Annotated in this window: 24 protein-coding genes; 19 read left to right on the top strand and 5 right to left on the bottom strand. The window is 71.5% G+C overall.

Features of this window, described 5'->3' with window-relative positions; translation table 11 throughout:
* Positions 1–74 precede the first annotated feature (74 nt).
* From ald to ACFY3C_RS11595, 9 genes are all read left to right on the top strand, one after another.
* Entirely contained in the window at positions 75–1,199 is a 1,125-nt protein-coding gene (gene ald, locus ACFY3C_RS11635) for an alanine dehydrogenase (protein ID WP_386574513.1), read from the top strand.
* A 413-nt stretch (positions 1,200–1,612) separates the two neighbouring features.
* Positions 1,613–2,746: a ParA family protein gene (locus ACFY3C_RS11630; protein WP_386574515.1), complete on the top strand. Its 1,134-nt coding sequence runs from the start codon at positions 1,613–1,615 to the stop codon at positions 2,744–2,746.
* Entirely contained in the window at positions 2,731–3,282 is a 552-nt protein-coding gene (locus ACFY3C_RS11625) for a hypothetical protein (RefSeq protein ID WP_386574516.1), read from the top strand. Before ACFY3C_RS11630 ends, ACFY3C_RS11625 begins: the two co-directional genes overlap by 16 nt.
* 416 nt (positions 3,283–3,698) lie before the next feature.
* Entirely contained in the window at positions 3,699–4,715 is a 1,017-nt protein-coding gene (locus tag ACFY3C_RS11620) for a segregation and condensation protein A (protein ID WP_390770599.1), read from the top strand.
* A complete protein-coding gene (scpB, locus tag ACFY3C_RS11615; protein WP_386574519.1) occupies positions 4,712–5,362 on the top strand; it encodes an SMC-Scp complex subunit ScpB in 651 nt (216 codons plus the stop codon). The genes ACFY3C_RS11620 and scpB overlap by 4 nt, the downstream gene beginning before the upstream one ends.
* A 12-nt stretch (positions 5,363–5,374) precedes the next feature.
* Positions 5,375–6,439, top strand: a complete 1,065-nt coding sequence (locus ACFY3C_RS11610) for a pseudouridine synthase (RefSeq protein WP_386574520.1) — start codon at positions 5,375–5,377, stop codon at positions 6,437–6,439.
* Between the two features lie 197 nt (positions 6,440–6,636).
* Complete coding sequence (locus ACFY3C_RS11605; RefSeq protein ID WP_390770598.1) at positions 6,637–7,356, top strand: NUDIX domain-containing protein; 720 nt, start codon at positions 6,637–6,639, stop codon at positions 7,354–7,356.
* Positions 7,353–8,375 (top strand): ADP-ribosylglycohydrolase family protein, encoded by a 1,023-nt coding sequence (locus ACFY3C_RS11600; RefSeq protein WP_390770597.1) that lies wholly within the window; start codon positions 7,353–7,355, stop codon positions 8,373–8,375. The genes ACFY3C_RS11605 and ACFY3C_RS11600 overlap by 4 nt, the downstream gene beginning before the upstream one ends.
* 4 nt (positions 8,376–8,379) lie before the next feature.
* Positions 8,380–9,162 carry a DNA polymerase beta superfamily protein gene (locus tag ACFY3C_RS11595; RefSeq protein ID WP_390770596.1) on the top strand — a complete coding sequence of 261 codons (783 nt, stop codon included), beginning with the start codon at positions 8,380–8,382 and terminating at the stop codon, positions 9,160–9,162.
* Here ACFY3C_RS11595 and ACFY3C_RS11590 read toward each other — a convergent pair.
* Positions 9,088–9,831, bottom strand: a complete 744-nt coding sequence (locus ACFY3C_RS11590; RefSeq protein ID WP_386574522.1) for a DNA polymerase beta superfamily protein — start codon at positions 9,829–9,831, stop codon at positions 9,088–9,090. The genes ACFY3C_RS11595 and ACFY3C_RS11590 overlap by 75 nt on opposite strands.
* Positions 9,832–10,014: 183 nt before the next feature.
* Here ACFY3C_RS11590 and aroH point away from each other — a divergent pair, with 183 nt between their 5' ends.
* The 5 genes from aroH to der all read left to right on the top strand — a co-directional run bounded on the left by aroH (position 10,015) and on the right by der (position 14,457).
* The gene (gene aroH / locus ACFY3C_RS11585; protein ID WP_389187973.1) at positions 10,015–10,377 is read left to right on the top strand and encodes a chorismate mutase; all 363 of its coding nucleotides are present in this window, start codon (positions 10,015–10,017) and stop codon (positions 10,375–10,377) included.
* Positions 10,374–11,459 (top strand): prephenate dehydrogenase, encoded by a 1,086-nt coding sequence (locus ACFY3C_RS11580; RefSeq protein ID WP_390770595.1) that lies wholly within the window; start codon positions 10,374–10,376, stop codon positions 11,457–11,459. Before aroH ends, ACFY3C_RS11580 begins: the two co-directional genes overlap by 4 nt.
* A 98-nt stretch (positions 11,460–11,557) precedes the next feature.
* Entirely contained in the window at positions 11,558–12,253 is a 696-nt protein-coding gene (gene cmk / locus ACFY3C_RS11575) for a (d)CMP kinase (protein ID WP_386574525.1), read from the top strand.
* A 53-nt stretch (positions 12,254–12,306) separates the two neighbouring features.
* Positions 12,307–12,894 (top strand): lysophospholipid acyltransferase family protein, encoded by a 588-nt coding sequence (locus ACFY3C_RS11570; RefSeq protein ID WP_386575003.1) that lies wholly within the window; start codon positions 12,307–12,309, stop codon positions 12,892–12,894.
* Positions 12,895–12,972: 78 nt separating this feature from the next.
* Complete coding sequence (der, locus tag ACFY3C_RS11565; RefSeq protein ID WP_386574526.1) at positions 12,973–14,457, top strand: ribosome biogenesis GTPase Der; 1,485 nt, start codon at positions 12,973–12,975, stop codon at positions 14,455–14,457.
* Between the two features lie 68 nt (positions 14,458–14,525).
* Here der and ACFY3C_RS11560 read toward each other — a convergent pair whose 3' ends face one another.
* Complete coding sequence (locus ACFY3C_RS11560) at positions 14,526–14,921, bottom strand: hypothetical protein (protein ID WP_386574527.1); 396 nt, start codon at positions 14,919–14,921, stop codon at positions 14,526–14,528.
* A gap of 122 nt (positions 14,922–15,043) precedes the next feature.
* Positions 15,044–15,829, bottom strand: a complete 786-nt coding sequence (locus ACFY3C_RS11555) for a hypothetical protein (RefSeq protein WP_386575004.1) — start codon at positions 15,827–15,829, stop codon at positions 15,044–15,046.
* Positions 15,830–16,369: 540 nt separating this feature from the next.
* On the opposite strand from ACFY3C_RS11555, the gene ACFY3C_RS11550 reads away from it, so the two are divergent.
* The 3 genes from ACFY3C_RS11550 (at position 16,370) to ACFY3C_RS11540 (ending at position 18,743) form a co-directional block, all read left to right on the top strand.
* Positions 16,370–17,074, top strand: a complete 705-nt coding sequence (locus tag ACFY3C_RS11550) for a transglycosylase family protein (protein ID WP_390770594.1) — start codon at positions 16,370–16,372, stop codon at positions 17,072–17,074.
* 91 nt (positions 17,075–17,165) lie between these two features.
* The gene (locus ACFY3C_RS11545) at positions 17,166–18,164 is read left to right on the top strand and encodes a helix-turn-helix transcriptional regulator (RefSeq protein WP_390770593.1); all 999 of its coding nucleotides are present in this window, start codon (positions 17,166–17,168) and stop codon (positions 18,162–18,164) included.
* Positions 18,165–18,527: 363 nt separating this feature from the next.
* Positions 18,528–18,743 carry an I78 family peptidase inhibitor gene (locus ACFY3C_RS11540; RefSeq protein ID WP_386574531.1) on the top strand — a complete coding sequence of 72 codons (216 nt, stop codon included), beginning with the start codon at positions 18,528–18,530 and terminating at the stop codon, positions 18,741–18,743.
* Positions 18,744–18,857: 114 nt separating this feature from the next.
* Here ACFY3C_RS11540 and ACFY3C_RS11535 read toward each other — a convergent pair whose 3' ends face one another.
* Together ACFY3C_RS11535 and ACFY3C_RS11530 are read right to left on the bottom strand one after the other, a co-directional pair.
* Positions 18,858–19,928, bottom strand: coding sequence for a phosphatase PAP2 family protein (locus tag ACFY3C_RS11535; RefSeq protein WP_390770592.1), 1,071 nt, complete (start codon positions 19,926–19,928; stop codon positions 18,858–18,860).
* Between the two features lie 239 nt (positions 19,929–20,167).
* Positions 20,168–21,373, bottom strand: a complete 1,206-nt coding sequence (locus tag ACFY3C_RS11530) for a mannosyltransferase family protein (RefSeq protein ID WP_390770591.1) — start codon at positions 21,371–21,373, stop codon at positions 20,168–20,170.
* 260 nt (positions 21,374–21,633) lie between these two features.
* Here ACFY3C_RS11530 and ACFY3C_RS11525 point away from each other — a divergent pair, with 260 nt between their 5' ends.
* Both ACFY3C_RS11525 and ACFY3C_RS11520 read left to right on the top strand, forming a co-directional pair.
* Positions 21,634–23,271, top strand: coding sequence for an MFS transporter (locus ACFY3C_RS11525; protein WP_390770590.1), 1,638 nt, complete (start codon positions 21,634–21,636; stop codon positions 23,269–23,271).
* 67 nt (positions 23,272–23,338) lie between these two features.
* A complete protein-coding gene (locus ACFY3C_RS11520; protein WP_390770589.1) occupies positions 23,339–24,523 on the top strand; it encodes an acyl-CoA dehydrogenase family protein in 1,185 nt (394 codons plus the stop codon).
* Positions 24,524–24,535 lie beyond the last annotated feature (12 nt).

The following is a 24,535-nucleotide window of genomic DNA, read 5'->3' as shown; positions in this document are numbered from 1 at the left end:
GTGTCTCCCGGTGTGCCCCTGCATGCCTGGGTATGTCTTGTAATGCACCCCCCATACCCTCTGAGCCAAGGACCGTGATCGACGTGAAGGTCGGCATCCCCCGCGAGGTCAAGAACAACGAGTTCCGGGTGGCCATCACCCCCGCCGGTGTGCACGAGCTGGTGCGCAACGGCCACCAGGTCGTCATCGAGCGGGGCGCCGGCCTCGGCTCCTCCATCACGGACAGCGAGTACATCTCCGCCGGTGCCGGGATCCTCGAGACGGCGGACGAGGTCTGGGCCGCCGCGGACCTGCTGCTGAAGGTCAAGGAGCCCATCGCGGAGGAGTACCACCGCCTCCGCAAGGACCAGATCCTCTTCACCTACCTGCACCTGGCCGCCTCCAAGGAGTGCACGGACGCGCTCATCGAGTCCGGCACCACGGCCATCGCCTACGAGACCGTCGAGCTGCCGAACCGCGCGCTGCCGCTGCTCGCCCCGATGTCCGAGGTCGCGGGCCGGCTGGCCCCGCAGGTCGGCGCCTACCACCTGATGGCCCCGGTCGGCGGCCGCGGCGTGCTGCCGGGCGGCGTGCCGGGCGTGACCCCGGCCAAGGTCGTCGTCATCGGCGGCGGTGTCTCGGGCTGGAACGCCACCCAGATCGCCGTCGGCATGGGCTTCGACGTGACCCTGCTCGACCGTGACATCAACAAGCTGCGCGAGGCCGACAAGGTCTTCGGCAGCAAGGTCAAGGCCATCATGTCCAACTCCTTCGAGCTGGAGAAGGCCGTCCTGGACGCCGACCTCGTCATCGGCGCCGTGCTCATCCCGGGCGCCAAGGCCCCGAAGCTGGTCACCAACGAGCTGGTGTCCCGCATGAAGCCCGGAAGTGTCCTTGTCGACATCGCGATCGACCAGGGCGGCTGCTTCGAGGACTCGCGTCCCACCACGCACGCCGAGCCGACCTTCCAGGTCCACAACTCGGTCTTCTACTGCGTCGCCAACATGCCGGGCGCGGTGCCGAACACCTCCACCAACGCCCTCACCAACGCGACGCTGCCGTACATCGTCTCGCTGGCCAACAACGGCTGGGTCGAGGCGCTGCGCCGCGACGCCGGGCTCGCCAAGGGTCTCAACACCCATGACGGCAAGGTCGTTTACAAGGAGGTCGCCGAGGCCCACGGGCTGGAGCACGTCGAGCTGGAGACCCTGCTCGGCTGAGCCTGCGACCTGGTGAGTCGCTAAGTCACCGACAGGTAAAAGGCGATTCGTCAACACACATCGTCAACGCCGCGCACCCGGCCGGACCTTGCCCGACAAGGTCCGGCCGGATGTGTGTATGGTCACTTTGCGGCTCTCGGTCAACTCGCCTCGAACGTAACCCTTCGACCGATTCGCACACCGGTGAAACCTGCTGTGCGACGGCCGTACGCCCTTGACAGCGGGATGTTTCATTGCCGACACATCCTGCCGGGTCCGGCGGATTGTGTTGCTGCGGACCGCCGACACGCCATAGAGTCGCCAACCGTCGGCATGGTGCCACGCTGACCTTGTCTAGAAGTTTCCTGGTCACCAAGGAGGTAAGACGACTTGTGAATGAGTCGACATTTTCTCCCGGGGGTGGTCAACCAGGAATGCCTGTACGGGGCCAGGGCTCCGCGGGATTCGAGGCTGTCGGCTCCGTAGCTGTGCGCACCTTCGCAGCCCACCAGAGTCCGGGTCAGCAGACCGCCCGGACAGCACACCAGAGCATGGATGGCCATCACGTGAACGCCATGGCCGGCGAGGGAAGTGGCGCGCCCCACAACCGCTTCGCCGACTACGACGAACTGCCCGAGGGGCACTTCTACGACCCCGACGCCGAATACGAGCCGGACCCGGAGTACGCGGCCACGCTCGCGCCCGACGCTGCCCGTCAGCGCCGTGAGCGCGTCGGCCCGACCGGACGCCCGCTGCCGTACTTCCCGATCCCGGGCCCGCTGACCGACCACGGCCCCGCGAAGATCATCGCGATGTGCAACCAGAAGGGCGGCGTCGGCAAGACGACGTCGACCATCAACCTGGGTGCCGCGCTCGCGGAGTACGGCCGGCGCGTGCTGCTCGTGGACTTCGACCCGCAGGGCGCGCTGTCGGTGGGTCTCGGTGTCAACCCGATGGAGCTGGACCTCACCGTCTACAACCTGCTCATGGAGCGGGGCATGTCCGCGGACGAGGTCCTGCTGAAGACGGCGGTCCCCAACATGGACCTGCTGCCGTCCAACATCGACCTGTCGGCCGCCGAGGTCCAGCTGGTCTCCGAGGTCGCGCGCGAGTCGACGCTGCAGCGGGCCCTGAAGCCCCTGCTGCCCGACTACGACTACATCGTGATCGACTGTCAGCCCTCGCTCGGCCTGCTCACGGTCAACGCGCTGACGGCCGCCCACAAGGTGATCGTCCCCCTGGAGTGCGAGTTCTTCGCCCTCCGCGGTGTCGCGCTGCTCACCGAGACCATCGAGAAGGTCCAGGAGCGGCTCAACCCCGAGCTGGAACTGGACGGCATCCTGGCCACGATGTACGACTCGCGCACGGTCCACAGCCGCGAGGTGCTGGCCCGTGTGGTCGAGGCGTTCGACGACCACGTCTACCACACGGTCATCGGCCGCACGGTCCGCTTCCCGGAGACCACGGTCGCCGGTGAGCCGATCACCACGTACGCCTCCAACTCCGTCGGTGCCGCCGCCTATCGCCAGCTCGCCAGGGAGGTGCTCGCCCGGTGTCACGCCGAGTGAGTCTGCCCGGGGCCGACGAACTGTTCCGCACGACAGGGGGGATGGCACTCCAGCCGTCCACGCCCCGGCGCGCGGCCAACGGCGAGGCCCGGGTGCCGGCTCCAGCGGGGGAAAGCGACGAGGCGGCCGCCGCCGAGGACGCGCCGCCGTCGGTGCCCGTCCAGGGCGGTGACGGAGAGGGTGCGGAGCATGCCGCGGCGGGGGCGGAACCGGCCGAGGCCGGCGAGTCCCGCACGCGGCCGGCCCGGCGGCAGGCCGCGCAGGAAGGTTCTGCGGCCGCCGAGCAACCCCGCAAGCGGGGACGGGCGGCGGCCCGGCGGCCCAGTGGGCGTGAGCGGCACGACGAGAAGATCACCGTGTACGTCTCCGCCGAGGAGCTGATGGACCTCGAGCACGCGCGACTGGTCCTGAGAGGCGAGCACGGGCTGGCCGTCGACCGTGGCCGCATCGTCCGCGAGGCGGTGGCCGTCGTCCTGGCCGACCTGGAGTCCCGAGGGGACGCGAGCATCCTGGTACGGCGGCTGCGGGGTCGGTAGTCGGCGTCGCGGGCGGTAAGCGGTAGCCTGCGACGGCCATGACCTCGAACGACGCCCCCGCCCCCGGCCCAGCGGCCGGCCGCAGACGTGCGCTCGGACGGGGCCCAGGGACCGTGCGCCCCGAACCGCCCGAGTCCACATCGCCGCCGCCCGCGGCACCAGCGGCACCGCTGGAGGCTGCCGAGCCCGAGGCTGTAGCACCGCGGGCAACTGCTGAGCCGGAGGCCGTAGCGCCGCTGGAAGCTGCCGAGCCCGAGCCCGAGGCTGCAGCACCGCGGGCAGCCGCTGAGCCAGAGGTCGTAGCGCTGCCGGAGTCCGTAGCACCGCTGGAGGCTGCCGAGCCCGACGCCGCAGCACCACGGGCAGCCGCTGAGCCGGAGGCCGTAGCGCCGCTGGAAGCTGCCGAGCCCGAGGTCGTGGCTTCGCAGGCAAGAGTGGAGCTGGAGCCGGAGGCCTCGTCGGCAGTTGTCGAGTCCGAGCCCGGGGCGCTGACTTCCGGGGCAGTGGCACCTGGGCGCGGGGCGGACACCGCCGTCGTACCGGAGCCGGTGGCCGGAGGCCGGGCGGAGTTGTCGGGTGGGCGTGGGGCCGGAGAGCCGTTCGCCGAGGACGCCGCCCCCTCCGACGGTGTCTTCAAGGTGCGGCTCTCCAACTTCGAGGGGCCGTTCGACCTTCTGCTCCAGCTCATCTCGAAGCACAAGCTGGACGTCACCGAGGTCGCGCTCTCCAAGGTGACCGACGAGTTCATGGCGCACATCCGGGCCATGGGGCCGGACTGGGACCTGGACCAGACGACCGAGTTCCTCGTCGTCGCCGCCACCCTGCTGGACCTCAAGGCGGCCCGGCTGCTGCCCGCCGCCGAGGTCGAGGACGAGGCCGACCTCGCGCTGCTGGAGGCTAGGGACCTGCTGTTCGCGCGGCTGCTGCAGTACCGCGCGTACAAGCAGATCGCCGACATCTTCAACCAGCGCCTGGACGAGGAGGCACGCCGCTACCCGCGTACCGTCGGCCTGGAGCCCCAGCACGCCGAGCTGCTGCCCGAGGTCGTCATCCGCATCGGCCCCGAGGGCTTCGCCAAGCTCGCCGTCAAGGCGATGCAGCCCAAGGCCAAGCCGCAGGTGTACGTGGACCACATCCACGCCCCGCTGGTCAGCGTGCAGGAGCAGGCCGGCATCGTGGTCGCGCGGCTCAGGGAACTCGGCGAGGCCAGCTTCCGCGTGCTGGTGGAGGACACCGACGACACCCTCACGGTCGTGGCCCGCTTCCTCGCGCTGCTGGAGCTGTACCGCGAGAAGGCCGTGGCCCTGGAGCAGGAGACCGCGCTCGGCGACCTGCTCGTGCGCTGGACCGGCGGCGACGAGGACGCGGCGCCGATGGTCACCGACGAGTTCGACCGGCCGCCCGAGGAGCCCAAGGAGGAGAAGAAGGCATGAGCGAGGAGACCGCGGAACTGCCGGCGGGACTCCGTACCGTCGCCGATCTCGACCTCAAGCCCGCCCTGGAGGCGGTCCTCATGGTCGTGGACGAGCCCGCGACCGAGGAGCACCTGGCCAGGATCCTGGAACGGCCGAAGCGGCGGATCGCGGACGCGCTGCGGGAGCTGGCCGACGACTACACCGTGCAGGGCCGCGGCTTCGAGCTGCGGTTCGTCGCGGGCGGCTGGCGTTTCTACAGCCGCGCCGAGTACGCCCCCGCCGTCGAGCGGCTCGTGCTGGACGGCCAGACGGCCCGCCTCACCCAGGCGGCACTGGAGACCCTGGCCGTCGTCGCCTACCGCCAGCCCGTCAGCCGCAGCCGCGTCTCCGTCGTGCGCGGAGTCAACTGCGACGGCGTGATGCGCACCCTCCTGCAGCGCGGTCTGGTCGAGGAGGCGGGCACGGAACCCGAAACAGGTGCGATCCTGTACAGGACGACGAACTACTTCCTGGAGCGGATGGGCCTGCGCGGCCTGGACGAGCTCCCGGAGCTCGCGCCCTTCCTGCCGGAGGCGGAGGCGATCGAGGCCGAGACCCAGGAGGGCGTACCGTCGTTCGACCCGGACGCGCCCGACGCGCCCGGCGGTCAGGACGCAGACGACTAAGACGGAACTTTGATGCGAAGCAGCGGCAGCGGAAAGAGCGGCGGGCGCGGTAACTACCGCGGTGCCGGCAACAACAGGGACGACCGGCAGGGGCAGGGCCGTCCCCGCAAGCCCCGCCCCGAGGAGCGCCGCTACGACGTGGGCCCCGGCGCCACCCAGGACGGTCCCAAGTCCGGGCGCGGCGGCTCCGCGCGCGGCGGTGCCAAGGGCGGCCCCAAGCAGGCCCAGCAGCGCGGCGGGCGGACGGCTCCGGGAAGCTCCCGTGAGTACGAGGCACGCGCCGAGGAGCGCAACCGCGAGCGGTACGCGGGCAAGAAGGACGTCAAGCTGCCCAAGACCTTCCCGGGCGCCGAGCAGGAGGGCGAGCGGCTGCAGAAGGTCCTCGCGCGCGCGGGCTACGGCTCCCGGCGTGCCTGCGAGGAGCTGATCGAGCAGGCCCGCGTCGAGATCAACGGCGAGATCGTCCTGGAACAGGGCCGCCGCGTCGACCCGGAGAAGGACGAGGTCAAGGTCGACGGCCTGACCGTCGCGACCCAGTCGTACCAGTTCTTCTCGCTGAACAAGCCCGCCGGTGTCGTCTCGACGATGGAGGACCCCGAGGGCCGCCAGTGCCTCGGTGACTACGTCACCAACCGTGAGACCCGGCTCTTCCACGTCGGGCGGCTCGACACCGAGACCGAGGGCGTCATCCTGCTCACCAACCATGGCGAGCTGGCGCACCGGCTGACCCACCCGAAGTACGGCGTGAAGAAGACCTACCTCGCCGCCATCGTGGGTCCGATCCCGCGCGACCTCGGCAAGCGCCTGAAGGACGGCATTCAGCTGGAGGACGGCTACGCACGCGCGGACCACTTCCGGGTCGTCGAGCAGACCGGCAAGAACTACCTGGTCGAGGTGACCCTGCACGAGGGCCGCAAGCACATCGTGCGCCGCATGCTCGCCGAGGCCGGCTTCCCGGTCGAGAAGCTGGTGCGCACCTCCTTCGGCCCGATCACCCTGGGCGACCAGAAGTCCGGCTGGCTGCGCCGCCTGTCCAACACCGAGGTCGGGATGCTCATGAAGGAGGTCGACCTCTAGGGGGCGTCTGCGTGGCGTTCTGACGGCCGGTTCCGGGTTCTCCGGGACCGGCCGTCGGCGTATCCGCGAACGGGGCTCCGGGGGGCGCTGAGGGGCTTGCGGATCGCCGCGCGCATCCTTTATGGTCGTAGCGACTATTAGTCGGGCTGACCATAAAGGCCGGCCGCGAAGGCCGGCCCTGAAGGGGGTGACCGGGCATGGAGGGCTACGACAAGTACGCCTACGAACCCTTCGCCGTCACCGTCGACCTCGCCGTCCTCACGCTCCGCACCGGCGCCCTGCACGTGCTGCTCGTCGAGCGCGGACAGGAGCCGTACGCCGGTCAGTGGGCGCTGCCCGGCGGCTTCCTGCTGCCCGACGAGTCGGCGGAGACGGCGGCCCAGCGCGAACTCGCCGAGGAGACCGGGCTCGACGACGTCTCCGGGCTGCACCTGGAGCAGCTGCGCACCTACAGCGAGCCCGGCCGCGACCCCCGGATGCGGGTCGTGTCCGTCGCCTTCACCGCGCTGCTGCCCGAGCCTCCCGAACCGCGCGGCGGCGGTGACGCGGCCCAGGCCCGCTGGCTGCCGTACGACTGCGCCCGGCCGCTCGCCTTCGACCACGAGCGGATCCTGGCCGACGCCCACGAGCGGATCGGCGGCCGGCTGGAGAACAGCTGCGTCGCCACCGCCTTCTGCCCGCCCGAGTTCACCCTCGGCGAGCTGCAGCAGGTCTACGAGACGGTGTGGGGCACGGCACTGGACCGCCCCAACTTCCGCCGCAAGGTGCTTGCCACCCCCGGATTCGTGGAACCCGTCCCCGGCGCCGCCCGGCTGACCGGTGGCCGCGGCAAACCGGCCGCGCTCTACCGCGCGGGCACCGCCACCACCCTGCACCCGCCTCTCCTCCGACCGTCCCGGGAAGGACGCCCCGCATGACCACCTTCCACGCGAGCAAGCGCCCCGCCTCCGGATCCCTGACCGGACTCGCCCTCGGGGACGCCCTCGGCTTCCCGACCGAGTTCAACGACGTGCCCTCGATCCTCGCCAAGTGCGGACCCTGGCGGGAGATGGAGCTGCCGCAGCGCGCCTTCGTCTCCGACGACACACAGATGACCCTCGCCGTCGGCCGCGCGCTCAGGACAGCCATGGACCGGGGGGTGCTCGCGCCGAGGCGGCTGGCGCGGCCGCTGCGTGAGGAGTTCGTGGACTGGTACCAGTCCCCGGAGAACAACCGCGCCCCCGGCCGCACCTGCCTGACCGCCTGCAGCCTGCTGAAGGAGGAGGGCCGGATCTGGCAGGACGCCAGCCAGATCGGCTCCAAGGGCTGCGGCGCCAACATGCGCGTCGCCCCCGTCGGGCTCGCCCCCGGCCTCAGCGACGAACAGCGCGCCGGCGCCGCCCAGTTGCAGTCCGCGCTCACCCACGGACACCCCACCGCGCTGGCCGCCTCCGACCTGACCGCCCGCGCCGTCCACCTGCTCGCCCGGGGCACCGACCCGGCCGGGCTCGTCGGACAGCTGCGCTCGTACGCCCAGGACAACCGCAGCCGCTACCACCACACCTGGCTCGGCGACCTGTGGACCCGCTCCCAGGACCCCGGCCCCGAGCACTTCATCGCGCGCGGCTGGGACGAGTGCCTGGAGATCCTCGACCGTGTCCAGGACGCTGTGCGCACCGTCTCCCCGGAGACCGACCCGTGCCTGGCCACCGGAGCGGGCTGGATCGCCGAAGAGGCCTTCGCCACCGGGCTCCTGTGCTTCCTGCTCTTCCCCGACGAGCCCGTCACCGCCCTGCGCCGGGCCGCCTGCTCCTCGGGCGACTCGGACTCGATCGCCTGCCTCACCGGCGCCTTCGCGGGCGCCTGGCTGGGCGCGGACGCCTGGCCCACCGAGTGGGCCGACCGGATCGAGTACCGGGGGGACCTGTTGGCCCTGGGGGCGCTCTGGGACGCTTAGGCCCATGATCGACGACCTCGGCATGGACCTGACGCCGGTGATCGCCGAACAGCCCGACCCTCCCCCCCGTGCCTTAAGGGCCTGGGGGTACCCCCAGCTGTTCGCGACCGTCTCCGGAGCCCACCTCTACGGCTTCCCGTCCCAGGACTCGGACCTGGACCTGCGCGGCGCCCACCTGCTGCCCACCGCCGACCTGGTCGGGCTGCGCGAGCCGGAGGAGACGCGGTCGCGGGCGTGGGTGCGGTTCGGCGTCGAGATGGACCTCGTCACCCATGACGTGCGCAAGTTCGTACGGCTGATGCTCCGGCGCAACGGCTATGTGCTGGAGCAGCTGCTCTCGCCCCTGGTCGCGCACACCACCGAGGAGCACCGGGAGCTGATCGCCCTGGTGCCGGGCGTGCTCACCAGCCACCACGCCCACCACTACCGCGGGTTCGCGGTGACCCAGTGGCGGCTGTTCGAGAAGACCGGCGAACTCAAGCCGCTGCTCTACACGTTCCGTGTGCTGCTCACCGGCGTGCACCTGATGCGCAGCGGCGAGGTGCAGGCCCATCTGCCCACGCTCCTGGAGCAGGTGGACGCGCCCGGCTACCTGCCCGAGCTGATAGCCGCCAAGGCGGAGCAGGAGCACGGCACCGCCGACGTCGAGCACGCGCGCGTGGAGGCCGACGTGGAGCGGCTGCACGCCGTGCTCGACGCGGCGCAGGCCGCCTCAGCCCTGCCCGACGCGCCCAGCGCGCACGACGCCCTGCACGACTTCGTGGTGCGCGTCCGGCAAGCAGGCTGACGCACGGCGCACCCGGTACAGGAAGTCGGCCACGCGCGCGTGATCCGGCTCCGGCGGCAGCGGGGTGCGGTGCAGGGCCTCCTCGGTCTCGTCCGCGAGCCGGACCATCCACGCCTCGACCTGGGTCCAGGGGACCTCGCCCCGCTTCACCGCCAGCAGCGGGTCCCGCAGGTCACCGACGTCGAGCCGCAGCTCTCCGGTGCGCAGCAGGTCGCGGGCGCTCATCAGCAGGCGGAGCAGGTGCATCGCGTGCTTCCAGCGCGGGGCGCCCGTCGTACGCACGTCGGCGTCCAGCTTGCGGCGCTGGCCGAGGGCGTAGCGGGTGAAGGTGCCGTGGGCGCGCCGGGAGAGGAAGGCGCCGCGCAGGGACAGCAGCTCGCGGCCGGTGTCGTCCACGTGCTCCACCAGCGGGGAGTGCAGGCACTCCAGGATGTTCGGGTTGCCGCGCAGGGCCAGCTCGCAGAACCGCTCCAGCTCCCAGGAGAACTGCTCCTCGCCCGGTCCCTCCACATGCGTCGGCGGCTTCTCGAACCGCCAGAACAGCGGGGTGGGGGCGAGGAAGACGCCCCTGCGGTCGGTGTCGCTGGTGTCCGTGGCCAGGCCGAAGGCCCGCGATCCCATGACACAGGCGTAGATCGTGTGGTCGCGTACGAGGTCCTCGGGCTGCATCCCCGGAGCGTACGCGGGCCGCTCACGCCAGGAGGATCGAATTTCCGTGCGGCATCTTGCATTGAAGGTGTCCAAGATGAAGGGAACGAGTCTCAGCCCGCGGGCGCCGCGCACCCTGCCTGCGTGGTCTGACTACGCTGGACGGACCAAGAGCCGATACGCATGTCAGCAAGGAGCAGCGCCGTGGCGGTACGAGCGGTCCGGGGGGCCGTCCAACTGGAGCGGGACGACGCCGGTCACATGGACGAGCAGGTGGGCGCCCTGCTCACCGCCGTCCTGGAGCGGAACGGGCTCACCACCGACGACCTGATCAGCATCTGGTTCACGGCCACCCCCGACCTGCACAGCGACTTCCCGGCGGCCGCCGCCCGCAAGCTCGGCATCGTCGACGTCCCGCTGATCTGCGCCCAGGAACTGGACATCGAGGGCGCCATGCCCCGGGTCGTCCGGGTGCTCGCGCACATCGAGTCGGACACGCCCCGCGCCGACATCGCCCACGTCTACCTCGGCGCCGCCGCCGCTCTGCGCAAGGACATCGCCCAGTGAGGACAGCACTCGTCATCGGCACCGGGCTCATCGGCACCTCCGCCGCGCTCGCCCTGACCCGGCGGGGCGTCGTCGTCCACCTCGACGACCACGACCCCGAGCAGGCCCGTACGGCGGCCGCGCTCGGCGCCGGCACCGACGCGGCCCCCGAGGGCCCGGTCGACCTCGCGATCGTCGCCGCCCCGCCCGCCCACGTGGCCGCAGTCCTCGCGGACGCCATGGCCCGGGGAGTGGCGCGCGGCTACGTCGACGTGGCCAGCGTCAAGGGCGGCCCGCGCCGCGAGCTGGAGGCCCGCGGCCTCGACCTCTCCTCCTACATCGGCACCCACCCCATGTCCGGCCGGGAGAAGTCCGGCCCGCTGGCCGCGACCGGCGACCTCTTCGAGGGCCGGCCCTGGGTGCTCACCCCGACCCGGGACACCGACACCGAGGTACTGAACCTCGCCCTGGAACTGGTCTCGCACTGCCGGGCCGTGCCGGTCGTCATGGACGCCGACGCGCACGACCGGGCCGTCGCCCTCGTCTCCCACATGCCCCACCTGGTCTCCAGCATGGTCGCCGCGCGGCTGGAGCACGCCGAGGAGGCGGCCGTACGCCTGTGCGGGCAGGGCATCCGCGACGTGACCCGGATCGCCGCCTCCGACCCCCGGATGTGGATCGACATCCTCTCCGCCAACCCCGGCCCGGTCGCCGACCTCCTCGCCGACGTCTCCTCCGACCTGGACGAGACCGTCCGCGCCCTGCGCGCCCTGCAGTCCTCCGACGAGGACAAGCGGCACGAGGGCAGCCAGGGCATCGAGGACGTGCTGCGCCGCGGGAACGCGGGGCAGGTGCGGGTCCCGGGCAAGCACGGCAGCGCACCGCGCGCGTACGACACCGTCGTCGTCCTCATCGACGACCAGCCCGGCCAGCTGGCCCGCATCTTCGCGGACGCGGGGCGGGCCGGTGTCAACGTCGAGGACGTACGCATCGAGCACGCGACCGGACAGCAGGCCGGTCTGGTCCAGCTCATGGTCGAGCCGAAGGCCGCACCGGTCCTGAAGGACGCCCTGCGGGAGCGGGGCTGGGCCCTGCGGCAGTAAAGCCCGGTGAGGGCGCCTCCCGGGAGCCAGTAACCTTGTGCGGGACGCCCTCGCGTCCCACACCCACCCACCACCCTTCACCAGGAAGGTGCCCTCCCGTGGAAAACGGCGCCGCCCCGACCGCCAAGCCCGTGATCGTCGCGATCGACGGCCCCTCCGGCACGGGCAAGTCGAGCACGTCGAAGGCCGTCGCCGCGCAGCTCGGCCTGAGCTACCTGGACACCGGCGCCCAGTACCGGGCGATCACCTGGTGGATGGTGAGCAACGGCATCGACCTGGAGGACCCGACCGCGATCGCGGCCGTCGCCGGCAAGCCGGAGATCGTCTCCGGCACCGACCCGGCCGCCCCGACCATCACGGTCGACGGCGTCGACGTGGCCGGCCCGATCCGCACCCAGGAGGTCACCTCCAAGGTCAGCGCGGTCAGCGCGGTGCCCGAGGTGCGCTCCCGGATCACCGAGCTGCAGCGCTCGCTGGCCGCCGGCGCGGAGTACGGCATCGTGGTCGAGGGCCGCGACATCGGTACGACCGTGCTGCCGGACGCCGACCTGAAGATCTTCCTCACCGCATCCCCGGAGGCCCGTGCGGCCCGCCGCAGCGGCGAGCTGAAGGGCGTGGACGTCCACGCCACCCGCGAGGCGCTGATCAAGCGGGACGCGGCCGACTCCAGCCGCAAGACCTCGCCGCTCGCCAAGGCCGGCGACGCCGTCGAGGTCGACACCACCGAGCTCACCCTCGCCCAGGTCATCGAGTGCGTCGTCACCCTGGTCGAGGAGAAGCGAGCCGGGAAGTGAGCCTTCCGTCCGAGCGGGGCGCCGAGGTCGGGCGGCGCATCGGCGTCGGCCTGATGAACGGGCTGTGGAAGCCGCGCGTGCTCGGCGCCTGGAGGGTGCCCGCGAGCGGCCCGGCGATCCTCGCCGTCAACCACTCCCACAACATCGACGGCCCGATGGTCATGGGCGTGTCGCCCCGACCGACGCACTTCCTGATCAAGAAGGAGGCGTTCGTCGGTCCGCTGGGCACGTTCCTGACCGGCATCGGCCAGCTGAAGGTGGACCGCACCTCCGCCGACCGCACGGCGATCAGCGACGCCCTCGGGGTCCTGGACAACGGGGGAGTGCTCGGCATCTTCCCGGAGGGCACCCGGGGCGAGGGCGACTTCGCCTCGCTGCGCGCCGGGCTCGCCTACTTCGCGGTCCGCAGTGGGGCACCGATCGTCCCCGTCGCGGTCCTGGGAAGTTCCGAGGAGCCGGGACGGTTGATAAAAGGGCTCCCCCCGCTGCGCTCCCGCGTCGACGTCGTCTTCGGCGACCCGTTCGAGGCGGGCGACGGCAGCGGACGGCGTACGCGCAGGGCGCTGGACGAGGCGACCGAGCGCATCCAGAAGCAGCTCACCAGCCACCTGGAAAACGCCAGGCGCCTGACCGGGCGCTAGGCGACACTTGAGTAGTGGATCAGCCCCCTGACGGGCCGCTCCACCGATCACCACGATGAACGACGAGGTACGGACTTCATGAACGACCAGATCCAGCCCGACGGCTCGGCCGAGCACGAGTACGAGCACGGGGCGCTCGGCGACGCCGAGTACGCGGAGTTCATGGAGCTCGCCGCCGAAGAGGGCTTCGACATCGAGGATGTCGAGGGCGCCATCGAGGCGGCCGGCCATGGTCCGCTGCCCGTGCTCGCCGTCGTCGGCCGCCCCAATGTCGGCAAGTCGACCCTGGTGAACCGGATCATCGGCCGCCGCGAGGCGGTCGTCGAGGACAAGCCGGGCGTCACCCGCGACCGCGTCACCTACGAGGCCGAGTGGGCGGGCCGCCGCTTCAAGGTCGTCGACACCGGCGGCTGGGAGCAGGACGTCCTCGGCATCGACGCCTCCGTGGCCGCCCAGGCCGAGTACGCGATCGAGGCGGCCGACGCGGTCGTCTTCGTCGTGGACGCCAAGGTCGGCGCCACCGACACCGACGAGGCGGTCGTACGACTGCTGCGCAAGGCCGGCAAGCCGGTCGTGCTGTGCGCCAACAAGGTCGACGGCCCGAGCGGCGAGGCCGACGCGGCCTACCTGTGGTCCCTGGGCCTCGGCGAGCCCCACCCGGTCTCGGCCCTGCACGGCCGCGGCACCGGCGACATGCTCGACGCCGTCCTGGAGGCCCTGCCGCCCGCGCCCGAGCAGACCTTCGGCGGCGCCGCGGTCGGCGGCCCGCGCCGCATCGCCCTGATCGGCCGCCCGAACGTGGGCAAGTCCTCCCTCCTGAACAAGGTGGCCGGCGAGGAGCGCGTCGTCGTCAACGAGCTGGCCGGCACCACCCGCGACCCGGTCGACGAGCTGATCGAACTGGGCGGCGTGACCTGGAAGTTCGTCGACACCGCCGGCATCCGCAAGCGCGTCCACCTCCAGCAGGGCGCCGACTACTACGCCTCCCTGCGCACGGCCGCGGCCGTGGAGAAGGCCGAGGTCGCGGTCATCCTGATCGATGCCTCCGAGAACATCTCCGTGCAGGACCAGCGGATCATCACCATGGCCGTCGAGGCCGGCCGCGCGATGGTCATCGCCTACAACAAGTGGGACACCCTCGACGAGGAGCGCCGCTACTACCTGGAGCGGGAGATCGAGACCGAGCTGGCCCAGATCGCCTGGGCACCCCGCGTCAACGTCTCGGCCCGCACCGGCCGCCACATGGAGAAGCTGGTCCCGGCCATCGAGACCGCGCTCGCCGGCTGGGAGACCCGCGTGCCCACCGGCCGTCTGAACGCCTTCCTCGGCGAGCTGGTCTCGGCCCACCCGCACCCGGTCCGGGGCGGCAAGCAGCCGCGCATCCTGTTCGGCACCCAGGCCGGCACCAAGCCGCCGCGGTTCGTCCTCTTCGCCTCCGGCTTCATCGAGGCGGGCTACCGGCGCTTCATCGAGCGCCGCCTGCGCGAGGAGTTCGGCTTCGAGGGCACCCCGATCCACATCTCGGTGCGGGTGCGCGAGAAGCGCGGCACGAAGAAGAAGTAGTACCCCCACGGCCCATCACGAAGGGCGGCTCCTGCGCCAGGAGCCGCCCTTCGCCGTACGTACGTGCGTCACAGACCCCGGCGTGGAGCAGGCGGCAGCCCCGCCGGAACATGGTGCATCCCGGTGTCCTGCTGCCGCCCAAGGGTGCCGATCCGCTGCCACTGCGACTGCTGCCGCGCGCTGTAGGCCCCCGCGCTGTAGGCGCTGTACGAGCTGCTGAACGACCCCGGCCGGTGTCCGCCGTACGAGCCCGTGCCGTGCGGCATGTTCCCGAAGGCCGTGAAGTCCAGCCCCTCCTCGCCGCTGCGGTCACCCGGCAGCGTACGGAAGGTCTTGACCCACTCCGCGTAGAGCGAGTCGTAGATCGGCGTGGCCGATGGCCTGCCGACCCCCTCCTGCCCCGTCCGCGCGGACGGAACGGAGGGGAAGGCGGACCGGCGGGAGGGAGCGTCGTATGCGTGCACGTATGTCCAAACGACGGCAACCTTGAAGGGATGCGGCCGGTGTACGGCATTCAGGGGCGTGACAAGCCACGAACCAGCCGCAGCCGTCGAACAGTCCGCAGCCCTCAGCCCACAGACGACTGTCAGGTACCCGCGAGAGGCAGCGCCGCAGCCACCAGCTTCCCGTTCGCCGCAGCCTTGTCCAGCGCCTCCCGCAGCAGGTCCTCCCGAGGCTGCCGCCCGATGGACCCCACCGGCGCGGCGAACATCAGCACCTGCTGGTGCTTGTTGGCGGCGGCCCGCCAGCTGTCCGTCACCTGCAGCGGCTGATGCGCCTGCCACCAGGCCACCGGCTGCCCTCCGTTGGTGCCCGGCTGCAGCACCGCGTGCAGCTGTCCGACGGCGAGCAGCACCGACCAGCCGTGCAGCACCGCCGGAACGGTCGCCAGCTCGGTCAGCGGCATGAAGCCCTGCTCGATGAGGAGCGGAAGGAAGTCGTCACCGGCCGCGACGGAGCCGGGGCGCACGATGGGCGCGGTCGGCTCGACCACGAGCGCGGGGTGCAACTCGCCCTCGACGAGGACGAGTCCGCTGGTCACGCCGAGCACGGCCTGCTCGGGCACGGCCCGGTGCGGCTCGCCCACGCCGGCGGCGCTGCCGCCGATGGAGCGGACCGCGCCCTGCAGCTGCTCCTCGGTGACCTGGACGACCTGCGAGGGCAGGCAGCTGGCGTGGGCGAAGGCGAGCACGGCGGTCTCGTCGCCGACGAACAGAACGGTGCTGGTGCGCTCCTGCTCGGAGTCGCCCGGGGTGCGGCAGGACGTGCAGTCGTAACTGCCCGGGGCGTTCTCTCCGGCGAGCAGCCGGTCGGCTTCTTCGTCGCCGATCTCGGCGCGTACGGCGTCACTGACGTCGAGCATGCGCGGCACGGTGGCTCCCATCGGGATGCGGTGCTGGGTCGGCCGGGTGGCTCCCGGCCCCTGAGCCCCGGGGTTCCGGGCTCATGAAGAAGACAACGGGCGTCCTGTGGTGGTGGTCACGCCCAGGGGATAACGGAATCGAACCAACCACCGCACAGGGTCACCGTCTGCACGGAATCGGCCACTCCCCGTCAACTCCTCGCGCAGTCAAGGAACTTGAATGGGTGAAGTGGGTCACAGATCGCCTGAGCGGGTGGTCGAAAAATCATGAAATCAGCGGATGAAAGGGCTGGCCGAAAATCGCCGATACCCAAGGTAACGGCGAACTGGCCTGGAATGACAGGGAGTTGGTTGATATCGGCGGCCCGATCTCCCTACATTCCTCCGCCGTGTGCAGCGAGCACCGCTCGGGTACGTCCGCCGGCCGGCACCAGGCAGAGCACGATCAGGTACCGGCCGCGGCGGACGGGGCGGGCGCGACGAACCGCGGTCCTACGCGGGGAGGCGTGCTCCGCCTGGGGGAGCCCGGGTTCGTGGAGAGGGAATTACATGTCCGAGTGTGCCGATACCACCCGCAACACCGCTCGTCACGACAGCGCCCGCAAGGGCCGTACGACGGCCGCCCTCGCCGGGGCGGCGCTGCTGGCCCCGCTGGGGCTGCTGGCCGCGACCGGCAACGCCGCCGCGGCGGACAACGGAGTGTGGGACCGCATCGCCCAGTGCGAGAGCGGTGGCAACTGGCACATCAACACCGGCAACGGCTACTACGGCGGGCTCCAGTTCTCCGCCGGCACCTGGCGCGCGTACGGCGGCACCGCCTACGCCCCGACGGCCGACCAGGCCTCCAGGAGCGCGCAGATCGCCGTCGCCACCAAGGTTCAGCACGCCCAGGGCTGGGGCGCCTGGCCGGTCTGCTCGGCGCGGGCCGGAGCCTCCGGCTCGGCACCTGCGGCCGGCTCCCCGAGCACGAACACCTCGGGCACGAGCGCCTCGAAGAGCAGTGCGACGACGAAGTCCGCCCCGGCCAAGTCCGCCGCCCCGGCCAGGTCCGCACCGGCGAAGGCGTCGGAACGCGCGACGGGCCACACCGACCGCAGTGCCTCCCGCGGTGACTACACCGTCCGCGAGGGCGACACCCTGAGCGCCATCGCCGCCCGGCACGGGACCACCTGGCAGCGGATCTACGCCGCCAACGAGAAGGTCATCGGCGGCGACCCGAACCTGATCGTGCCCGGCCAGCGCCTCGCGCTCTGAGGCACACGACGGGTGCCGAGCACCTGACCGGTGCAGCCGCTGTCCTGAATGAGGACAGCGGCTGTCCGCATCGGCTGGCAGACTCGGCCCCATGTTGGAGACCTCGGCACGACTGCTGCGCCTGCTCTCGCTGCTCCAGGCCCACCGTGAGTGGTCCGGAGCCGAACTCGCCGAGCGGCTCGGTGTCACCTCGCGCACGGTCCGCCGGGACGTGGACCGGCTGCGCGAACTGGGCTACCCGGTCAACGCGAGCCCCGGCACCGGCGGTGGCTACCAGCTCGGTGTGGGCGCCGAACTGCCCCCGCTGCTGCTGGACGACGACGAGGCCGTCGCCGTCGCCGTCGGACTGCGCACCGCGGCGGGACAGGGCATCGAGGGCATCGGCGAGACCTCCGTACGCGCCCTGGCCAAGCTGGAACAGGTGCTGCCGGACCGGCTGCGCCGCCGGGTGGGCGCCCTCAACGCCTTCACCGTGCCGATGCTGCGCGGCGGTCCGCCGTCCACCCCCGTCGACCCGGCCGTGCTCACCGAACTCGCCCATCTGTGCCGGGACGCCGAGCGGCTGCGCTTCGAGTACCTGAGCCACGAGGGCACGGCCAGTCGCCGTACCGTCGAGCCGCACCGGCTGGTGTGCACCGAGCGGCGCTGGTATCTGGTCGCCTGGGACGTCGACCGGGCGGACTGGCGGACCTTCCGCGTCGACCGCATCACGCCGAAGCCGCCGCACGGCCCGCGCTTCGACCCGCGCGAGCCGCCCGCGGAGGATCTCGCCGCCTATGTGTCGAAGGGCGTCTCCACGAGCGCGTACGCCGCGCAGTCCACCGTCCGGCTGCTGGCGCCGCTGCGGACGGCGGCCGAGCGGATCTCGCCGTCCGCGGGGATGCTGGACGCCGACGGAGAGGACGCGTGCATCCTGCGCAGCGGTGCCCCGAACCTCGAGGTGATGGTCATTCACATCATGATGACGGGCCTCCCCTTCGAGGTGCTGGAGCCCGTCGAGCTGAACGAGGTGATCAGGAGCGTCCGGGACCGGCTGGACGCCGCACTGGCGCGGGCAGCGGGGCCGCGGGGCGGATCCGGGAGGGACTGACGTGTGCGTCGGTCGTGTGCTGAATCCGTGAATTTCCTATGCGGTGTCAGCTCGCCGGGCATGGCGCCGGATTCCGCGGGGAATCGCACCCGGGACCGCTCCGATCCGCATCGAGGGGTATTCCGGCGGGTAATTCGAGGGGCTGCTCCGACACGCGGGAATTCTGTTCGATTGCCCCGGTGGGCGGTACGGAAACCCCCGTACGTGTGATGCCCGCTGCGGCAGTAGTTGATGTCACGGCGACGGAAACGAGTGTCGGGAACCTGTGACAGAAGTGTGACCGGAGAGGGACCGGGGGAGCGCCGGGACGCGGTACGCCGGTTCCGGCTTCCGTCACCGTCCGATGCGGCCTAGCGTGGCCGCATGGCACCGATTCCCACTCCGCCAGCGGAGCCCCAGGACAGTCCGGACGGGTACGTCGGCCTCGACGCCACGCGCGCCGAGCGGCTCGCTCGGGAGCGCGGGTGGTCGACGGTACGGTCGCTGCCGCCGGGCACGATCATCACCATGGAGTACCGGGTGGGCCGGCTCAACTTCGAGGTGCGGGACGGCCGGGTGGCCCGCGCCTGGAAGGGCTGACCCCGCTCCCGCCGGCCGCTGCGACGAAGGCCCCGCTCCCTCTTCCCGGGAGCGGGGCCTTCGTCTTGGCGGGGGGTTGGCTGTGCGTACCGGCCCCGCCGCCGTGGTGGAGCGTCAGTTGCCGGTCAGCGGGCGGGCCGGCTGGGAGGTGCCGCGTGGGATGCGGTCGGCGTGCGGCGGGCGGCGGCTGCCCGCCGGGGTGACCGGGGTGCGCTCCGAACGGGCCGTGTGCGGGCCCGGGGCCAGATGGATCGGGGCCCGGGAGCCGCGCACCGGCGACACCGGCTCGCGCGCCGGGGCGACGCTCTGCTCGGCGGGCGCGGGGCGCGGCTTGAGCAGCACCGGCGAGGGCGTGACCGGGACGGCCGATGGGGGTCCCCCCGCTCGAGCGGGTTCGAGAGTGGGGGAGGGCACCGTACGGTCGCCGCGGGCGCGCCAGCGGTCGCGCAGGTCGAAGAGCGCGGTCTCGGCCTTGGCGATCAGCGTCTCGAACCAGGGCAGGGCGAGCAGGATCAGCAGGCCGGCGGCCCAGCCCAGCAGCACGTCGCTCAGCCAGTGCGTACCGAGGTAGACGGTGGTGAGGCCGACGCCGAGCGAGGTGACCGCGGAGAGCGCGGACAGCCAGCGGCGCGCTCTCGGGGTGGAGGCCAGATAGGCCAGGATTCCCCAGGTCACCACCGCGTTGGCGGTGTGGCCGCTGGGAAATATATCGCCGCCCAGACCCATCTCGTTCGAGCCGATCACGGTCGCGTAGTGCGGACCGAGCCGCCCCATGCCGAGCTTGGCGGCGCCGACCGTGATGTTGAGCAGCAGCAGCGAGGTGGCCAGGGTCAGCAGCGGGCGGAGCGTGTGCTGCCGCCAGGAGCGCCAGCCGAGCCAGGCCGCGACCATCACGGCGGTGGGGCCGCGCTGGCCGAGCACCACGTAGTAGTCGAGGAAGGCGTGGATCTGCGGCCACTGCTGGTAGGGCCGGAAGAACATGACCTGCCAGTCGAGCCGGACCAGCCAGGAGGTGATCACCACAGCCCAGACGATCGCCAGGTAAAAGGCGAGGGTCGCGGTGAACAGCACGACCCGGTGCCGGCTCATCCTCGGCACATCGATGTGAGCCGGTCGTTCCGGCTCACGGTCCAGCCTGGCGAACACCCGGTCCAGACTCCGGGTGAGGTTTCGTTCGGTACGCACCCAATCGACGTTACAGCGAGTGAGCTCTGTTCCCGGTCGAAACAGCGGCTTTGTGATGACGATGTGATGTGGGAAACCTCTCAGGAGCGGTCCGAATTCCTGGGATTCCGCAATCCTGTGAGCCTGCTTCCTGCAATTCCTTTGATCATGCCGGGAGGCCGGTTTTATGGCGCTTATGAATTCGTTCACCGAATCATGGGGTGGAATTCAGGGCGTGCTCATCGAACCGTCGGAGTTGATCACGGGGGGCCTGAGCCGTTCAGCCAGAAGGCCCCGTAGACCGCCGTCGCCACCGCCACACCCGCCGTGACCAGCGCCGATCTGGACGTTCGCAGCCGGGCCAGGGCGCGGGCGAGCGGGAACAGCACCGGGAAGGCCGGCATCAGCAGCCGCGGTTTCGACCCGAAGTAACTCGACGCGCACAGGGCGAGGGCCAGCACGACGCCCGTGTACACCAGCAGCGTGACGGGCTGGCCCTGGCGTACGCCGGTCACGTAGAGCCAGATCAGCAGAGCCACTCCGATGATCAGGCCCGCGCCGGCGAGAGCCGACGGAAATGACGTGAACTTGTCGACTACGAAGCGTGCGAAGGCGTACCCGCCGTCGAACCCGTTGCGCCACCCGGCCTGCACATCGAGATATCCGAGCGGGCCTTTGCCGGTGTGGTGACCGACCCAGAGGACATAGCCGGCGGCACCCAGGGGCGCGAGAAGCATGCCGAGGGCGCGTTGCCAGACGGGTGCGCCGGTGGTGAAAGATGGGGCGCGTGTTGTGTCGCGTGCGCCGTGCGTGCCCGGTGCGCTTCGGTCCTGCACGAACGAGATCACGCCCGCCACCCACACCGCCGCCACCACCGCGAGCCCCACCGGCCGGGTCAGCCCGGCCAGTGCGGCCAGTGCGCCCGCGCTCACCCACCGGCCGGTCAGCACCGCGTACAGCGACCACGCGGCCAGCGCCGTGAACAAGGACTCGCTGTACGCCATCGACTGCACGATCCCGACCGGAAGCACCGCCCACAGCAGTACCGCGCCGACCCCCGCCCTAGGCCCGTACACCCACTCCGCGACCGCGAAGATCCCCCAGGCCGCCGCCAGTGAGGCGAGCAGGCTGACGACGAAACCGGCGTCCGCGTACGACAGCGGCGTGACCGCGTGCAGCAGCCGCTCCAGCCAGGGCAGCAGCGGGAAGAACGCCAGGTTGGAGTGGACGTCGCCGTTCGGCAGCCGCACCTCGTAGCCGTAGCCCAGCTCGGCGACCCGGGTGTACCAAAGGGAGTCCCAGCGCGCGGTCAGCAGCGTGTACGGGCTCTTGTCGCGCGCGCTGCTCCACACGGCCAGCGCGACCAGGCCCAGGGCGCGGACGGCCGCGTACCCGAGGAGGGCCGGCGCCGCCCGGCGCAGAGCGGGGGTGCGGGGTGGTGCCACGCGCGTGTCAAGATCGGTCACGGGCTCGATTATCGACCGGACGGGGAACCGGACCGCCCGCCGGGGCGTGGTCAAGAGCGGGCGCAGTGGCGTACGCCACACGGGTTCGGTCATGCGTGTGAGAGGTCCGCCACGTGACCCCGCAGTGAACTCGCGTACGCTGACGAGTCACCCGCGTGGGTTTGCGCGGGCCGGAGACACCGCTCCTCTCCGGCCGTACGACGGGGAGTCCCCACCCCGCCGATCCGCCGCCCGCGAGGGATCATCTGGGAGGTACGTAGATGTCCGGGACGACCACGGCTGCCGTACGGCCGCGCCGTCGGGCGACCGGGGCCGGTGCAAACCGCTGGGTCGTCCTTGTCGTCCTCTGCGTCAGCCTGCTGCTCGTCGCCCTCGACGCGACCGTGCTGCACGTGGCGGTCCCCGCCGTCACCGAGGACCTCAGGCCCGGCGCGATAGAGCTGCTCTGGATCGTCGACGTCTACCCGCTGGTCTGCGCCTCCCTTTTGATCCTCTTCGGCACCCTGGGCGACCGGGTCGGCCGCCGGCGCATCCTCCTCCTCGGCTACGCCCTCTTCGGTGTCGCCTCCGCCGTGGCCGCCTTCGCACAGACCGCCGAGACGCTGATCCTCGCCCGGGCGCTGCTCGGCGTCGGCGGCGCGATGATCATGCCCGCGACCCTGTCGATCCTCCGCCAGGTCTTCCCGGACCGGCGCGAGCGCGCGCTGGCCATCGGCATCTGGAGCGCGGTCGCGGCCGTCGGCGCGGCGGTCGGTCCGCTGCTCGGCGGCTTCCTGCTGGAGCACTTCTGGTGGGGCGCGGTCTTCCTCGTCAACATCCCGCTGATGCTCGTCAGCCTGCCGGTCGGCCGGATGCTGCTGCCCGAGTCGCGCGGTGACCGTAGCGGCCCGTGGGACGTGGTCGGCGCGCTGATGGCGGCGGCCGGCCTGTTCGGGGCCGTGCTGGGCGTGAAGCGGCTCGGCGGCGGTGAGTCGCCCGCCAGCCCGTTCACCGTGGTGCCCCTGCTGGTGGGCGCGGCACTCCTCTTCCTCTTCGTACGACGGCAGGGACGGCGCCCGCACCCGCTGGTGGACCTGCGGATGTTCCGGCGGCCGGCGTTCAGCACCTCGGTGGGCTGCATCGTGCTGGCGATGCTCGCGCTCGTCGGCCTGGAGCTGATCGCCGCGCAGTACCTCCAGCTGGTGCTCGGTCTGTCGCCGCTGGAGACGGGCCTGAGGCTGCTGCCCCTGACCGTCGCGGCGATGGCGTCGGGCCTCGCCGGCGCCCGGATGCTGCGCCGCTTCGGACCGCGCCGGATGGTGTGCTTCGGCTTCTGCCTCACCGCCGCGGCGGTCCTGACCCTGACCGCGATGGGCGCGACCGACAACGCGGGCCTGCTGCTGTTCGGCTTCGTCCTGCTCGGGTTCGGCCTGGAGACGACCCTCTTCGGGGCGTACGAGTCGATGCTGAGCGAGGCCCCGGCCGAGCAGGCCGGCGGGGCCGCGGCGATCGGCGAGACGTCGTACCAGCTCGGCGCCGGGATCGGGATCGCGCTGCTCGGCAGCGTGATGAACGCGGCCTACGCACCCGCTCTCGCGTCGGTGCCGGGCGTGCCCCCGCACGCCTCGGACGCGGCGAGCCACTCGCTGGGCGAGGCCTACGAGGTCGCCGGGCGGCTCGGCGGGCCGGTGGGAGACGCACTGCGCCGGGCGGCCCGGGACTCCTTCGTGCACGGACTGCATGTGACCCTGCTGGTGAGCGCGGGCCTGTTGCTGCTGGGCGCGGTGATGGCGCTCAGGCTGCCCCGGATCATGCAGTGCGGGGAGGAGCCCGCCGAGGTGGAGCTGCCGTCCCCGCGGGAGGCCGAGAAGCCGAGGGTCGCCGTGGCGGCTCTGGACGTGCGGGACGTCGCGCCGTAACGTCGGCCGCACAGCGTAACTAGCGTTGCTAGTTTTCACCGTGCCTCAGTGTGCCGGAGGGTGTTCCATGTCCGCGAAGTTGCCCCCGTTCGACGCCGCCGACCCGCTCGGGATCGACGACCTCCTGGAGCCGGAGGACCTGGCCGTACGGGACACGGTCCGCAGCTGGGCGGCCGACCGCGTGCTGCCCTACGTCGCCGACTGGTACGAGAAGGGCGAGCTGCCCGTCATCAGGGAGCTGGCGCGCGAACTCGGCGGGCTCGGCGCCCTCGGCATGTCGCTCACCGGGTACGGCTGCGCGGGCGCGTCGGCCGTGCAGTACGGCCTCGCCTGTCTTGAGCTGGAGGCCGCCGACTCGGGCATCCGGTCCCTCGTCTCCGTGCAGGGCTCGCTCGCCATGTACGCGATCCACCGGTTCGGCAGCGAGGAGCAGAAGCAGGAGTGGCTGCCCCGCATGGCCTCCGGCGAGGTGATCGGCTGCTTCGGGCTCACCGAGCCCGACCACGGTTCCGACCCCGCCTCCATGCGCACCCACGCCAAGCGCGACGGCGACGACTGGATCCTCAGCGGCCGCAAGATGTGGATCACCAACGGCTCCGTGGCCGGCGTGGCCGTCGTCTGGGCGCAGACCGAGGACGGCATCCGCGGGTTCGTCGTACCGACCGACCGCCCCGGCTTCTCGGCGCCCGAGATCAAGCACAAGTGGTCCCTGCGCGCCTCGGTCACCAGCGAACTCGTCATGGACGACGTACGGCTGCCCGCCACCGCCGTACTCCCCGAGGTCACCGGGCTGCGCGGACCGCTCGGCTGTCTGTCGCACGCCCGCTACGGCATCGTCTGGGGCGCGATGGGCGCGGCGCGCAGCAGCTTCGAGGCGGCCCTGGAGTACGCGAAGACACGGGAGCAGTTCGGGCGGCCCATCGGCGGCTTCCAGCTCACCCAGGCCAAGCTCGCCGACATGGCGGTCGAACTGCACAAGGGAATCCTGCTCGCCCACCATCTGGGGCGGCGGATGGACGCCGGCCGCCTGCGTCCCGAGCAGGTCAGCTTCGGCAAGCTCAACAACGTCCGCGAGGCCATCGAGATCTGCCGTACGGCGCGGACGATCCTCGGTGCCAACGGGATCTCCCTCGAATACCCCGTGATGCGGCACGCGACCAACCTCGAATCGGTTCTCACCTACGAGGGCACCGTCGAGATGCACCAGCTCGTGCTGGGCAAGGCGCTCACCGGGCTCGACGCCTTCCGCTGACCCCTTGGGGCC

This window comes from Streptomyces sp. NPDC001410 (assembly GCF_042895235.1).
In the GTDB taxonomy this organism is placed as follows: domain Bacteria; phylum Actinomycetota; class Actinomycetes; order Streptomycetales; family Streptomycetaceae; genus Streptomyces.
The sequence above is the reverse complement of the archived record's forward strand: the minus strand, read 5'-3'. Positions and strand labels throughout refer to the sequence as shown.

What these genes read in the sequence shown, in the direction of transcription:
- ACFY3C_RS11520 (WP_390770589.1), top strand. Translation starts at nt 23,339, where the DNA reads ATGTCCGCGAAGTTGCCCCCGTTCGACGCCGCCGACCCGCTCGGGATC.
- ACFY3C_RS11550 (WP_390770594.1), top strand. Translation starts at nt 16,370, where the DNA reads ATGTCCGAGTGTGCCGATACCACCCGCAACACCGCTCGTCACGACAGC.
- ACFY3C_RS11600 (WP_390770597.1), top strand. Translation starts at nt 7,353, where the DNA reads ATGACCACCTTCCACGCGAGCAAGCGCCCCGCCTCCGGATCCCTGACC.
- ACFY3C_RS11525 (WP_390770590.1), top strand. Translation starts at nt 21,634, where the DNA reads ATGTCCGGGACGACCACGGCTGCCGTACGGCCGCGCCGTCGGGCGACC.
- ACFY3C_RS11540 (WP_386574531.1), top strand. Translation starts at nt 18,528, where the DNA reads ATGGCACCGATTCCCACTCCGCCAGCGGAGCCCCAGGACAGTCCGGAC.
- scpB (WP_386574519.1), top strand. Translation starts at nt 4,712, where the DNA reads ATGAGCGAGGAGACCGCGGAACTGCCGGCGGGACTCCGTACCGTCGCC.
- der (WP_386574526.1), top strand. Translation starts at nt 12,973, where the DNA reads ATGAACGACCAGATCCAGCCCGACGGCTCGGCCGAGCACGAGTACGAG.
- ACFY3C_RS11545 (WP_390770593.1), top strand. Translation starts at nt 17,166, where the DNA reads ATGTTGGAGACCTCGGCACGACTGCTGCGCCTGCTCTCGCTGCTCCAG.
- ACFY3C_RS11605 (WP_390770598.1), top strand. Translation starts at nt 6,637, where the DNA reads ATGGAGGGCTACGACAAGTACGCCTACGAACCCTTCGCCGTCACCGTC.
- ACFY3C_RS11630 (WP_386574515.1), top strand. Translation starts at nt 1,613, where the DNA reads ATGCCTGTACGGGGCCAGGGCTCCGCGGGATTCGAGGCTGTCGGCTCC.
- ACFY3C_RS11610 (WP_386574520.1), top strand. Translation starts at nt 5,375, where the DNA reads ATGCGAAGCAGCGGCAGCGGAAAGAGCGGCGGGCGCGGTAACTACCGC.
- ACFY3C_RS11590 (WP_386574522.1), bottom strand. Translation starts at nt 9,831, where the DNA reads ATGCAGCCCGAGGACCTCGTACGCGACCACACGATCTACGCCTGTGTC.
- ACFY3C_RS11595 (WP_390770596.1), top strand. Translation starts at nt 8,380, where the DNA reads ATGATCGACGACCTCGGCATGGACCTGACGCCGGTGATCGCCGAACAG.
- ACFY3C_RS11570 (WP_386575003.1), top strand. Translation starts at nt 12,307, where the DNA reads ATGAACGGGCTGTGGAAGCCGCGCGTGCTCGGCGCCTGGAGGGTGCCC.